This is a genomic window from Paenibacillus sp. PsM32 (assembly GCF_030433815.1).
GTDB lineage: Bacteria > Bacillota > Bacilli > Paenibacillales > Paenibacillaceae > Saccharibacillus > Saccharibacillus kyungheensis.
Genome location: NZ_JARUWY010000004.1, coordinates 248,662 through 262,420 on the forward strand (window position 1 = coordinate 248,662; position 13,759 = coordinate 262,420).

Below are 13,759 nucleotides of genomic sequence, written 5' to 3' on the forward strand. Positions count from 1 at the left end.
TCTCATTTTTATAGTCATCATACTCCTATATTATCGGACGTTTAAATGTTGAAATTAAGGGTAATTGCTCGGAAAAACAGATAAAATAGCAATAAATACATAATTATATTTTAAATTTTAACTTTTCTATATAGTAAAAGAAATTTATTTACATAAATAGAAGTAATATAATTGTTTGGACAATACAAATGTAGATGTTTCGGTAGATTTCCTTATTTAGAAGCGATTAGAAAATAGCATAGAAAAAAATCCCTTTCATATTGTAAGAGCAAATCCATCTATAAAAGATGTCTTTACACTCTTAATGAATGCAAGGGATTCTATTCGATCTTAACGTAAACACATTAGCGTTGTTAATGAGAACGCTTTGTTGGAGCAGTAGCTTGCTCCAACGCTTCTAAATAAGCAAAAGCTTCTTCATTGGTAGTGCCACACATTTCCAATGAAGCCGGCAACCCTCCACAGACATCTGGACGTTCTGGTCGACCGAACAATCCGCAACGACGTTCTGCGGTCAATTGTGGACAAGGAACTCCAGCAGGCTTGCCTTCCGGCATACCGGGGATTGGGGAAGAGATAGAGATTGCTATACAACAGGCGGCACAGCCAACCCGACATTCCATAATAATTCACTCCAATATTTAATACACTACACTATAATTATTTCCATACATCCTGAGCAATATGGATGACATGACGTAACTTATCCCATTGTTGCTCTTCTGTCAGCAAATTACCTTCTTCAGTTGAAGCAAATCCGCATTGTGGACTCAAGCACAATTGATCTAAATTAACGAATTTGGATGCAGCATCAATCCGGCGCTTGATATCATCAGGATTCTCTAATTCACCATATTTAGAAGTGACCAGACCAAGAACAATCTGTAAGTTCGGACGCTTCACAAAGCGCAACGCATCGAATGATCCTGAACGCTCATCATCGTATTCCATAAATAATCCATCCAGATCCAGTCCATCCAAAATCGTTTCGGCGGCACCATCATAACCACCGGATGCTGCCCATGTCGAGCGGAAGTTCCCACGGCAAATATGCATTGTAATCGTCATATCCGCCGGGCGATCGGCTACTGATTGGTTGATTAATTTAGCGGCATCAGCAAGCATTTGATCAGGGTCTTTGCCATCACTGCGTAATTTGGCTTTGGCTTCTTCTGAAAAGAATGCAGCCCAAGACGTATCATCCAATTGCAGATAACGACAACCTGCATCGTAAAAAGCACGAATCGCTTTTTTGTATGCTTCAGCTAGATCATGTAATAACACTTCAGGATCACGATACAGATCGGTCTGAATTTGTCCGCGGAATAACAACATATTTGGACTTGGAATCGTCATTTTGGCTGTATGACCTGTACTCACGACACTATGAAGAAATTTGTAATCTTCTAGATGAGAGTGAGTAGTAAAGTCGATTTTGCCTGTCACTTTGACACCATGTGCTTTGGTCGTTGTATTGTGGAATTGAATACCACCTTCGGTATCATAGCCTTCTACACCATCCAAACGTTCTAGAAAGTCAAAGTGCCACCAAGCCCGGCGAAATTCACCATCTGTTATCGACAATAGACCGATTTCTTCTTGTTTGGCAACAATGCGGCGAATTTCTTCATTTTCTATCATGCGTAGTTGTTCTGCATCCAGTGTACCGTTAGTCAAGTCCAGACGAGCTTGCTTGATCTTATCTGTGCGTAATAGACTGCCTACTTGATCTGCGCGAAAAGGCGCTACTGTGCGTTGAAGAGAAGTCGAAAATGTCATCGTATCATTACCTGCTTTCTATATAATGTAAGAACGTTAAAATATCAAAACGTAGGATAGGTTTACGCCTGATTGGGCTTAGCAAACAATTGAGTGATTTCTACAATCACTTCTGTAGCTTTCACCATATTGTTGACAGATACATACTCGTATTTGCCATGATAATTTTCGCCACCTGTAAAAATATTAGGTGTAGGCAGACCCATATACGATAATTGAGCACCATCTGTACCACCGCGAACCGGTGTAATATGAGGTTCAACCCCTACGTTTTTCATCGCTTGTCCTGCAATATCAACAATATGTTTTACAGGTTCGATTTTTTCACGCATATTATAGTACTGATCTTTCATATCGATCAAGATATTGTTCTCGCCATAGGTTTGTCTGAATTCTTCGACAATGCTATTCAGAAGATTTTTCTTATGATCAAAGTCTTCCCGTTTGAAGTCACGAATAATATAAGACAATTGCGTTTCTTCCACATCACCATTGATCGAAGACAGATGGAAAAATCCTTCATAGCCTTCTGTAAATTCAGGCGCTTCTCCTGCGGGTAGACGACGATGCAATTCCATCGCGATTTTCGCAGCATTTACCATTTTATTTTTGGCAGTACCTGGATGCACATTACTGCCTTTGCACGTGATTTTGGCTGCTGCGGCATTAAATGTCTCGTACTCCAGTTCTCCAAGAGGGCCACCATCTACCGTATACGCATATTCGGCACCAAACTTAGCTACATCGAACAAATGAGGACCTCTACCAATCTCTTCATCCGGTGTAAAAGCGACTCTGATCTTGCCATGCTTAATCTCTGGATGATCGATCAAATAGTGCATCGCTGTCATAATCTCAGCAATCCCTGCTTTGTTATCTGCACCAAGAAGTGTAGTGCCATCAGTAGTGATCAATGTATGACCTTTATATTGCTCCAATTCAGGGAAGTCTTTTGGGGATAATACAATCCCTTCATTCTGGTTAAGTAGAATATCGCCACCGTTGTAATTTTCAAGCAGTTGAGGTTTTACATTTTTCCCTGTAAAATCAGTCGCTGTATCCACATGAGCTAAAAAGCCGATAACAGGTGCTGGTTGATCTGTATTTGAAGGTAAAGTCGCCATCACATAACCGTTACCATCTAATGTGACATCTTCCATACCGATCTGTTCTAATTCTTCTACCAATTGATGAAGAAGCGTCCATTGTCCGGGTGTAGAAGGGCATGTCTCACTATCCTCATTGGATTGTGTATCTATTTGCACATAAGAAGTTAAGCGATCAATCAGTTCGTTTTTCACAGTATAAAAAGCTCCCTTCGGCTTGTGGTATCAATCGTATGTATTCATTTTATCATGAATTGGCGGATCATCCCAAAAGGAGATTGAGATTCCAACTATGTTGATATCGAAATAGGCTATACCTAAAAAGGTCTGAAGCTATTCATCACGAAGATGAAGAGCGTTCAGACCTGCTAGATAACATTATATATTTTACAGTTGAATAGATTATCGAATTACGGCGTACTATGTGAACTGCTCATCGTATGAGTAGCCGGATGTTGTGAATCTTGAGATTGATGACCTTCTGGGAATTCATGTTGCTTACCACTTTTGATCATCCGTTTTAAATGACGGCGGAATGCATACATAACCCATAGATGGACTTTGGCTTGTGTGAATTTGTAAATAAACCATGGTAATGATGGAAGATAATCATGAATAGCAATAACACAATCCTGTGTGCCGGGAACTTGTAGAAATTCCAATCGTCCTTCATGATTTTCTTTTGTTTTGGTAAATGCACCACCTGTAATATGGTAGACGGCACTATCTTCGCTACTCAATTCAGGAGAATATGTTAACTCCAAAATAGGTTGACTGGAAGGGCGGATATAGACACGATAAATACTGCTACCATCGTACTCGGTGCGAATCAACCATTTGGCGATTCCACCCAGCCATTTCATATAGTATTTACCAGCCCAATCGGCATTTTTACCATCCGGCAAAACAACACGTTGAATCGAACGCACATCAGATACCGATTCGGTTTTGTGTTCAGGAGAAGAACCAGATTGTTCCTTTTTCTCTTGTGCTTTTTCTTTTTCCTTCTCTTCTTCTTCAAGTGCAGATTTGGCAGACTCTTCAAAAGTAATCTGTCCATCGCTAATGCCTTCTACTTTGCGTTCAGGATTAGCGACCATCGGATGCGCTAGACTTTCTACCAAAGGATAGACCATTTCTTTAGGCATACCGGTAACCAATGTCACCCAGAGACGAGAAAGATGGATCGTTAGAAAAGGAACATCATGGAACGAACGCTTTTTCTCCATCACTTCTGCGGTTTTCATCATCATTTGTTTGTAGGTCATAATATCAGGGCCACCAACATCGATTGCCCGATCGTATAACTCATTACTGCCGATACTCTTTTTCAAAGCTTGCAATACATCAGATAGTGCAATCGGATGCGTCTCAGTACGTGTCCATGTTGGTAGTGTCATAATCGGCAGACGCTGAACCAACTTCGCTAGAATCGGGAACGAAGAACCTTGCGGTCCCACAATCAATCCAGCCCGAATCGTTGTCACAGGTACTCCATAAGAACCTAGAATTTGCTCTACTTCTAGACGACTGCGTAAATGACGCGATAAATTTTCCCGTGGTACACCTTCAGGGATAATACCGCTTAAATACACAATTTGTTTGATACCATTCTTTTTGGCTGCTCTGGCAAAATGGTCTGCTAAAATCACGTCCATATCTTCAAAATGAGCCTGGGTCAACTTCGCAGTAGGCATCATAGAATGCACAAGATAAATAGCATAATCTGCACCTTTGAGTGCCTTTTCTGCATCAGATATCGAGAATAGCTCACAAGAACGCCATTCAACATGCTCACTATTTTCTTTGTCATCGCCATGTCTGGATAATGCAATCACATCATACTCATCTGTTAACCGCTTCAGTAAATTGTGCCCGATATAACCACTTGCTCCTGTTAAGGCAATTTTAGGACGGTGTTGTATAGTCGTTTCTTCGCTTGCAGTTGTCTCCATATCCATTGTCTCCACACCCCTGTTCATTTAAAAGTCTGTAGCTTTTACATACCCTTTTTCGTAGCACTTCAACCTCATGTTAATAGATTGATACAGCGACCAAAGTCCTATTTGATTGACAAAATAACACGTTAAAAAGTATACTCAAAATCGTTAAGTATAAGCGCTTATACTTTTGAAATGCGATACTTTATTATGTTAGTATTTGAATAAAGAGACAATAAGTAGAACTGGAATGTATTAGAATTAGGCAAGTATGAGCACTTGAAATACCTTATCTACAAGGAGGAAAAGAACATGAACACTCAGAAATCGATCAAACAAATGATATGTACAGCAACACTGACAGGAGTATTAGCTGTGGGTACACTTGGAGTAACCAGTGGAATATCTTCGGTACAGACAGCATCTGCTGCTACAACGAGTAAAGTCACTGCTAGCGATAGTCAAATGGCTTTGAAAACATTGAATAGCTTTTACAAGCCAGCATTGAAAGGTCAATTCCCGGGCAATGCCAGTGCATTTACTGTAGGTAAAACGACAAGAAATGAAGTAGTCAAAGCTTTCGGTAAGCCTGATCAAGCCATGAAAGACTCTGATGGATTTGATGTGTATCATGCAGAGATGGGTAACCCTGGTTATGCATTCAATTACAAATTAACAAAAATTCGTGAAATGCGTTATATGGGCACAAGTGTGGAACGCCAGACGAATATTGGCGGGATTACCATGAAAATGTTGCTCAAAAACTGGTATACACCAACATCTACTACTACGATCAAAAACGGTAAACTGAAACAAACCAAAGTGACGTATGTTCGCGGAGCGTATCAGTTAGAATTTATTTTCAACAGTAGTACAGAGCTAGATCATATCAATTTGCGTGAAAAAGGCGTATAAATCAAACTTCAACTGAATTGAAGATGAGCTGGAGTATACTCTCATTTTTGAATCGAAAAAGCACTGAACATATGTTCAGTGCTTTTTTTGTTCTATTACAACTATCATTTTCTGCTTGAAGTTTACCAGAATAAGATCAATGTATGCCAAGTCTTAGTCGATAGCTGAACATTACATTGGTGACTCCACCACGGAAGTAATCATCTGCCATCGCTTGGAAAATCTGAATTTCAGACTTTAAATAATCGGAGTTCAACTTCAATGCGGCTTGAATCCCGCCCTGACTAAGCAAAATACCTACATACCGTTCTGCACTACAGGGTTCAATATGATGGAATACAATTTCTTTAGTAAACCGAAAATGTCCGCTTTGCTCAATCTGTTGTAGATGGTTGTCTTTATCTCGCTTACGAGCGACTTGCTCGGGGTTCGCTTGCTCTGCAATAATCCGTTCCGAGATCGCTAATAGATGGATATATTCGCGCTCCAATTGCCAGTTCACAGTTGGTGGCCAATCACAATCATAAGCAGCAAAAATTCCGCCGGGTACCAGTACACGAGCAATTTCTTTCAATGTGCTTTTCGGTTCCATCCAGTGAAAAGACTGCGAACAAGTAACGATATCTGTACTATTGGAATCCAGCGAAAGTTGATTGGAATATCCTTGTTCAAACGAAAGGTGATCTGCTTGAGTCGTCAGACTTAATTTATAACGTGCTTTATTTAACATATCTTGATTGGGTTCTACCCCAATAATACGATCTGCTCGATCCCGCCAAATAAACGAAGATAACCCTGTGCCACAGCCTACATCCACGACCAATCCAGGTTTCTTTTGCAAATAGTTCGAAAGAATATCTACCACAAGACTAGGCGCCGTCGGACGATACTGATCATACACATCTTCAAAACCGGAAAATCGTTCGATATTGTTGATAGAATTATTTTCAGGAATAGTCATAACAGATATTGCCTCCTTGTTTGAATGTACTTTGTTCTATTATAAAGGAGAAAGAAACAGCTCTACAGGGAAAATAGAAATAATATGCAAAAATAATTTTTTGCACTTATAAAAGTCGTATAATATATTAAAGAATAAGGGCTATATATGATTTATATCGAAAGGAGGACTGAGCATTATTGGGAGCAAGAAAAAGCTTGATTTTTCAGAGTTAATAGTTCATATGAAGGATAAAGGAATTCAGTTTAATCTTCCTTCTTTAGAAACACCAGAGCATATTCTGGAACACTCAAATTACTATTATAAGTTATCTGCTTATCGAAGTAATTTTCCTAAGGATAATAAAGGAAAATATATTCATTTAGATTTTCAACATCTTGTTGATTTAGCAAGTATTGATATGCAACTTAGATATACTCTTCTTCAAATGACGCTTGATATTGAACACTTTTTAAAAACGAAAATATTAGCTGATATTACTAAGAGTCAGGAAGATGGATACACCATTATAGATAGGTTTTCGCAAAAAATAGGTAAAAGTTCAGAATCTTTTTTTGATCATATTAGATACGCAAGTAGACATTATAATTATGATCTTTATCTAAAAAGAAAAAACGATTTATCGATATGGGTATTATTTGAAATTATAACTTTTGGAGAATTTGTTAGATTTGTGGAGTTTTATTACGAACATGAGCATCAAAATGAATATATAGAAATTGCCTCTATTATAAGATACGTAAAGAATATTAGAAATATATGTGCTCACAGCAGCCCTATTTTAATAAAATTAAATGAGCAAACTTTAACACATGATAGACAATCAAAGTATATTAAATTATTTGTTGGAAAAGTCCCGAATATTAGCAAACATACAAGGAAGAAAAGATTAGAAAATCAAAGAATACATGATCTATCAGCTTTGTTATATTGTCACTCAACATATGTGCTCAGTAGCGGAGTTAGGAAAAAACGAAATGATGAATTACAATTAATTATGCAGAGAATCAAGAAAAATATTCATTATTATAATAAAAATCAATTACTACAAAGTATTTTTGATTACATTCATAAACTGGTTGATTTTATTGTAGACTAAGCTTAAAATAAGTCTAAGGAAAAAATCACTTTTGTGGTTTGTACGAGCGGTCGCTGTCAGCGACCGCTCTTAGTTTTTTTATAGAGTTTTTTTACATTATATATGGTACATAAATTAAACTATAGTATGTCTATTGACATATTGCCTATCAACTTATTGTTTTTAAGTATTTTCGATTTGGGATAAGAAGTGATATGATTTAAGGAATAATTGTTTAAGGAGACATAAACCATGACTATAGAGATCAAGATCGAACACTCAACGAATAAAAAAGAGAAACCGGCATCCATGGATGGGGTAGTATTTGGTACACAATTTACAGATCATATGTTTATTTTGGATTATGATGCTGGACAAGGTTGGCATGATGCACGTATCGTTCCGTATCAACCGATTATGATGGATCCGGCAGCTAAAGTATTCCATTATGGACAAACGATTTTTGAAGGACTCAAAGCATATGCAACAGAAGATGGACGTGTGCTTATGTTCCGTCCTACTAAAAATATAGAGCGTCTTAATATCTCTAACGAGCGTATGAGTATTCCAGAAGTGGATCCTGAATTGGCGCTTGAAGCCTTGCGTCAGTTGATTCTTACCGATCGTGAATGGATTCCAGAAGGTGAAGGTAATTCACTCTATGTACGTCCGTTTGTTATTGCAACAGAACCAACACTAGGCGTATCACCTTCACGTCAATATAAATTTATGATTATCCTTTCACCTGTAGGTGCTTATTATGCAGAAGGCATCAATCCGGTTAAAATTTTCGTAGAATCCAAATATGTACGTGCTGTTCCCGGCGGCGTAGGAATGGCAAAAACAGCAGGTAACTATGCTGCTGGACTCAAAGCACAAGAAGGCGCTACAGAATTGGGTTATTCTCAAGTACTGTGGTTAGATGGTGTACACCGTAAATATATTGAAGAAGTCGGTAGTATGAACGTCTTTTTCAAAATTAACGGTATCGTCGTAACACCTGCACTCAACGGCAGTATTCTAAGCGGGATTACGCGTGATTCGATTATCCAATTGCTGAAGCACTGGGATATTCCTGTGGAAGAACGTATTCTTTCGATTGATGAATTGGAAGAAGCGCACAAAGAAGGCAAGTTAGAAGAAGCTTTCGGTACCGGTACCGCAGCCGTTATTTCTCCTATGGGCGAATTGAACTGGCAAGGTGAGAAAATGGTTATCAACGAAGGTAAAACAGGCGAATTGTCTGCCAAATTGTATGAGACATTGACCGGTATTCAAAAAGGTGTAGCCGAAGATCCATTTGGTTGGACGTTAGAAGTTAAAGCGTAAGCTAAATCGTATCGTTATTTATGAGCGTGTCCTGTGATCAGGATGCGCTTTTATTTTTTCACATGTTTCCGATAAGTAATTTGCTAGAATTCGTAGACAAAGCCCGGTGCTATCGCTATGATAAATACTACAAATCTATATAATTTATTGTCCAAGGTGCAGATACGAATATGATTTTGTATCCGCTTAAAAGGGAAGTCCGGTGTATTCCGGCGCGGTCCCGCCACTGTAAATGCTGAACAACTCCTGAATCGAGCCACTGTTGCATGAAGCGATGGGAAGGTAGGAGGATGTGATGAAGCATAGCCAGGAGACCTGCCTTGCGAGCAATCGTTTCTATCATCTTCGGAGCAAAGAGGAGAAACAGTCCTAGCATTCTAAGCCTGTATCGTCACAGGTGGTGAATGGTTGTGCTGTTATGCCTTTGAAGTCACTTCCGTTGAAGTGGCTTTTTTATGTTGTACTGTCGTTATGTCTATTTTACTAAACCAAGAAAGAAGGTCTCCTATGAAATCATCTCTATCCCGTCAGTGGATCGCTACGATCTTAACACTGGTGCTTACGATCGCTACATTAGTACCGTCCGGTGTATTCTCTGCTTCTGCGTATGCAGCAGATGAACCGAATCCTACGACAACCACTGTATCTCAAGCGGTCTACACTTCGAATGATTCTTCTACTAACGATTCAATCGTCAATACGAACGTCACCCAATCTGTATATGGTCAGGCTATCACGCAAGCGATGCAATATATCGACGCTAATGGTGGAGTCGATGGCGATTGGATTGCAGTCAGCTATGCACGTACAGGCAAAGCCATTCCTGCTAGCTACTACAGTAGTTTAAGAACAGAAGTAAAAAATCTGTGTGCTCAAGCGAAGCCTTCGGTAACCGAACTAGCACGAATGGCGATTGCAGGCGCATCGGTAGGTTTAAATGCTACGAATATTTCCGATTGTAATTTGATCGAAAAATTATACAATCATGCGAATATCAATCAACAAGGTGTTAATGGACCGATGTTTGCATTGATCGCATTAGATTCTGGTACATATCAAGTGCCTAATGATGCCAAGCAAGGACGCGATACACTGATCGATAGTGTAGTTGCAGCGATTAATGGCCCGCAAATGTCGACAGATTATTATGGAATGGCACTTAGTGCTCTAGCTCCGTACAAAGATCGTGCAGATGTACAGACAGCAGGGCAAAAAGCAGTGAATTGGTTGCTCCAAAAATCAGACGATTCAAGCAGTGAATCGATTGCACAGGAGATTATTGGATTAGCTTCATTTGGAATCGATCCAACCGATGTACAATTTGAGAAAAATGGCAAATCGTTAATCGACCGTTTACTTGCTTTTCAAAATAGTGATGGTGGTTTCCGTCATGAATTAGCTGCAAGTGCATCGGACAAAGCTTTTTCAACAGATCAAGCATTACGAGCATTAGTAGCGTATGATCTGTATACAAAAAATGCAGGAGTGCTGTATACCAATCCTAATCCTCCTGTAGCACCACAGCCTGAGCCAGAACCAACGCCTACTCCTGAACCGGGGCAGGGCACCAAAGTACAAGCAAGTGTTATCGTAGAAGGCCCTTCTGCTCCTGTAACTACAGGCGTGACTGAAGCTGTCTATGCATTAGACGCATTACAAAATGTTGCTTCACAACATGGAGTAAAGCTAACGATTGCATCTGCTTCATTTGGTAAATATGTAACAGGGATCGCAGGCATCAATAGTGGTGATCTTGATCCATCTAGTGGTTGGTTATTCGCGGTAAAACGTAATGGTCAATGGATATCACCGGATGTAGGTATGGATGCCTTTGTATTACAACCTTCGGATCAAGTGTATGTGTATTTCGGAGCTTATGGAATCTCATTAGTAGAGTCTGTAACGACATCGCCTGCGGTGCCAAAAGCAAGCAGTGGCTTCGATATTACGGTACAAAAAGCCGATTGGATATGGAATAACGATACATTTACTAGCGACAAAGTAGTCAGTCCTGCGGCAAATGTACAAGTACAAGTCGGTAACCAAACAGTAACAACCAATGCACAGGGTGTAGCTTCATTTAATAAAATGAGTTCAGGTTCCTATACTGTAGCAGTGACAGGATACCAGAATAACAGTGTACCTTCGATTGTACGCAGTACTTCTACATTAATTGTGGCGAACGATAACAGTACAGGTGGCAGTACAACTACACCTACTGCCAATACAATTACGATGTCCGTCACAGGTGATAGTACGATTCTGCCTACGACTTCGATTACATTGCAAAATAGAGATACTGCTTTTAGCGTATTGTTACGTCAGTTAGGTTCTAGTCGTGTAAGTTACAGAGGTAGTGGTGCTACTGCTTATGTAACAGCTATTGATGGATTAAGTGAATTTGATAAAGGGCCATTAAGCGGTTGGGTGTACACAGTCAACGGACAACAACCGAACACAGGAGCCGGAGCCTATACGTTAAAAGCTGGAGACAATCTAGCATGGCGCTATAGCGATGGTACAGCTACTGTTTCTGGTGGCGGTGGAGGAAGTGCGAATAACAGTCTGGGAGTTCCTTTCCCGACAATCATTCCTTCTCAAGTAGAAAGTGAATTGTCTCAACTGAAAATCAAATCCAACAATCAACTGGCTGTGAACGAAGCAGGGCAGTCGAGTACAGTACTCAACTCGGGTTCTCCAATGACTGCTAGTACAGCCAATTCAATTGCTAAAGCTTTAGCATCTGCGGCAAAAGTAAGTGTCAGTGCAGAAGTGACTGCTGATCAGAAAGCGACACTTGCTGATCCAGCAGGTAAAGTACAATTTATTGTGCCAGCCAATAGTGTGAAGAGTAACACTACGATTGGAATTGAAGAAGAAATGGCTAGTCGTCCAGAGCTTGTATCCAGTCTGTATGAATTTACGCCAAAAGGACAACAGTTTGAAAAGCCTGTATACCTTTCATTCAAAATCCCAGTCTATGCTAATACAATGTCTAGCCTGACGATTGCGTGGCTAAATGAAGAAACTAAGCAATGGGTTCCTGTTCCAACAGCTTTGGATGCCAAAACTGGTATTATCACCGGAGCAGTCTCTCACTTTACCCAATATGCGGTGATCAACAAAGATGTATTAGCAAGCTCAGCAGACCAGCAACAAATAACAACAGATATCAATGCAACAGTTAAAAATGTGCTTTCTCATAACCCGTTAACCGAATGGGAAGCAGTAGGAATCGTACGTGCAGGTGGAACTTTGCCAGCCAGTTACCTAACTAATGCAACAGCTCAAGTCAAACAATCAGCAGGTACATTCCGCAAAGTGACTGATCTGGAACGATTGATTCTAGGGATCAAAGCAGCAGGTGGCGATCCAACATCTGTGAGCGGTGTGAACTTAATCGACAAAATGGTCAACCATGAGAAAATGACAGCTCAAGGAACCAATGGACCTATCTTTGCTTTGATTGCGCTAAATAGCGATAAGTATACAATGCCTTCAACAGCTACATGGAACCAAGACAAGCTAGTGACATGGTTGTTAAGTGCGCAAAATAGCGATGGTGGATTCCCACTGGCAACAGGCGAAGCGAGCAGTGTAGATATGACAGCAATGGCAGTTGCTGCACTTGCACCTGAACGCACACAGGCCAAAGTCCAAACAGCGATCGACCAAGCTGTTCAATATCTATCTGCACAACAGCAAGCTAACGGAGGATATTCTGCTTATAACGATGATAGTAGCGAAAGTGTCTCTCAAGTAATCGTTGCACTAACATCAGCAGGTATCAATCCAAAAGACGCACGTTTTACCAAGTCCAATGGTGACCTAATTACGCGTCTAAGCCAGTTCCGTCAAGCAAATGGAAATTATAGCCATACGGTAGGCGGTGCAAGCGACAATATCGCTACAGAACAAGCATTACTTGCTCTGGTTGCATATCAGCAGTATATGAACAGTGGAAATACGATTTATAATTTAGCAAGTACTGCTACTAAGCCTGTAGATACAGGTACAAGTACAACAGTTACATTTGCAGATGAAAATACCATTTCAACATGGGCTTCTGATTCTGTACATCGTGCTTACGATGCAGGGTTGATGTTAGGTGTGAGTGATCAGGAACTTGTATTTGCTCCTAAACAACAATTAACACGTGCTCAATTTGCTGCATTAGTAGTTCGTTTGACCGGAGCAACCGAGTCAGGAAATACTTCTACTAGTAAATCGACATTTAAAGACGTATCGGCTAATCAGTGGTATTATAATGCAATTATGACTGCCCAAAATAAAGGCATTATCACAGGTATTAGCGCAACATCATTCCAACCGAATCAGCCGGTATCCCGTCAAGATATGGCTGTGATGTTAACTCGTGCATTTGCACTTCAAGGCACATCGACTGCTTCTTTTGCAGATCAAGCGAAAATCGGTAGTTATGCACGTAGCGCAGTTAGCGCTGTAGTGAATAATGGAATTATGGTGGGTGCCAATAACAAATTTGATCCTCAAGCCAAAGTAACACGTGAAATGGCAGCTGTCGTAGCGATCAATGTACAGAAGATGGCACAAGCGAACTAATTTTACGGTAAACTAAAAGAAATAATAGATTACACAAATAGCGGAACGGGGATCATAGTGTCCAGCGTTC

Annotated in this window: 9 protein-coding genes and 1 riboswitch; of the genes, 4 read left to right on the forward strand and 5 right to left on the reverse strand. The window is 40.1% G+C overall.

The window, feature by feature from the left end:
- Nucleotides 1-353: 353 nt before the first annotated feature.
- From QCD85_RS11185 to QCD85_RS11200, 4 genes are all read right to left on the reverse strand, one after another.
- Nucleotides 354-623 carry a YkgJ family cysteine cluster protein gene (locus tag QCD85_RS11185; protein WP_301262640.1) on the reverse strand — a complete coding sequence of 90 codons (270 nt, stop codon included), beginning with the start codon at nucleotides 621-623 and terminating at the stop codon, nucleotides 354-356.
- A 37-nt stretch (nucleotides 624-660) separates the two neighbouring features.
- The gene (locus tag QCD85_RS11190; protein WP_301262641.1) at nucleotides 661-1,779 is read right to left on the reverse strand and encodes a 5-methyltetrahydropteroyltriglutamate--homocysteine S-methyltransferase; all 1,119 of its coding nucleotides are present in this window, start codon (nucleotides 1,777-1,779) and stop codon (nucleotides 661-663) included.
- Between the two features lie 62 nt (nucleotides 1,780-1,841).
- A complete protein-coding gene (gene pepT, locus QCD85_RS11195; RefSeq protein WP_301262642.1) occupies nucleotides 1,842-3,080 on the reverse strand; it encodes a peptidase T in 1,239 nt (412 codons plus the stop codon).
- A 215-nt stretch (nucleotides 3,081-3,295) separates the two neighbouring features.
- Nucleotides 3,296-4,846: an NAD(P)H-binding protein gene (locus QCD85_RS11200; RefSeq protein ID WP_301262643.1), complete on the reverse strand. Its 1,551-nt coding sequence runs from the start codon at nucleotides 4,844-4,846 to the stop codon at nucleotides 3,296-3,298.
- A gap of 291 nt (nucleotides 4,847-5,137) precedes the next feature.
- On the opposite strand from QCD85_RS11200, the gene QCD85_RS11205 reads away from it, so the two are divergent.
- A complete protein-coding gene (locus QCD85_RS11205; protein ID WP_301262644.1) occupies nucleotides 5,138-5,740 on the forward strand; it encodes a YjgB family protein in 603 nt (200 codons plus the stop codon).
- A gap of 136 nt (nucleotides 5,741-5,876) precedes the next feature.
- Here QCD85_RS11205 and QCD85_RS11210 read toward each other — a convergent pair whose 3' ends face one another.
- A complete protein-coding gene (locus tag QCD85_RS11210; RefSeq protein ID WP_273614093.1) occupies nucleotides 5,877-6,701 on the reverse strand; it encodes a class I SAM-dependent methyltransferase in 825 nt (274 codons plus the stop codon).
- Nucleotides 6,702-6,924: 223 nt separating this feature from the next.
- On the opposite strand from QCD85_RS11210, the gene QCD85_RS11215 reads away from it, so the two are divergent.
- From QCD85_RS11215 to QCD85_RS11225, 3 genes are all read left to right on the forward strand, one after another.
- Nucleotides 6,925-7,800, forward strand: coding sequence for an Abi family protein (locus tag QCD85_RS11215; RefSeq protein WP_301262645.1), 876 nt, complete (start codon nucleotides 6,925-6,927; stop codon nucleotides 7,798-7,800).
- Between the two features lie 231 nt (nucleotides 7,801-8,031).
- A complete protein-coding gene (locus tag QCD85_RS11220; protein ID WP_301262646.1) occupies nucleotides 8,032-9,108 on the forward strand; it encodes a branched-chain amino acid aminotransferase in 1,077 nt (358 codons plus the stop codon).
- Nucleotides 9,109-9,245: 137 nt separating this feature from the next.
- A riboswitch (cobalamin riboswitch) is annotated at nucleotides 9,246-9,445 on the forward strand.
- A 170-nt stretch (nucleotides 9,446-9,615) separates the two neighbouring features.
- The gene (locus QCD85_RS11225; RefSeq protein WP_301262647.1) at nucleotides 9,616-13,689 is read left to right on the forward strand and encodes an S-layer homology domain-containing protein; all 4,074 of its coding nucleotides are present in this window, start codon (nucleotides 9,616-9,618) and stop codon (nucleotides 13,687-13,689) included.
- Nucleotides 13,690-13,759 lie beyond the last annotated feature (70 nt).

Coding starts and splice junctions, on each gene's coding strand:
- QCD85_RS11185 (WP_301262640.1), bottom strand. CDS start 623: ATGGAATGTCGGGTTGGCTGTGCCGCCTGTTGTATAGCAATCTCTATC.
- QCD85_RS11190 (WP_301262641.1), bottom strand. CDS start 1,779: ATGACATTTTCGACTTCTCTTCAACGCACAGTAGCGCCTTTTCGCGCA.
- QCD85_RS11200 (WP_301262643.1), bottom strand. CDS start 4,846: ATGGATATGGAGACAACTGCAAGCGAAGAAACGACTATACAACACCGT.
- QCD85_RS11205 (WP_301262644.1), top strand. CDS start 5,138: ATGAACACTCAGAAATCGATCAAACAAATGATATGTACAGCAACACTG.
- QCD85_RS11210 (WP_273614093.1), bottom strand. CDS start 6,701: ATGACTATTCCTGAAAATAATTCTATCAACAATATCGAACGATTTTCC.
- QCD85_RS11215 (WP_301262645.1), top strand. CDS start 6,925: ATGAAGGATAAAGGAATTCAGTTTAATCTTCCTTCTTTAGAAACACCA.
- QCD85_RS11220 (WP_301262646.1), top strand. CDS start 8,032: ATGACTATAGAGATCAAGATCGAACACTCAACGAATAAAAAAGAGAAA.
- QCD85_RS11225 (WP_301262647.1), top strand. CDS start 9,616: ATGAAATCATCTCTATCCCGTCAGTGGATCGCTACGATCTTAACACTG.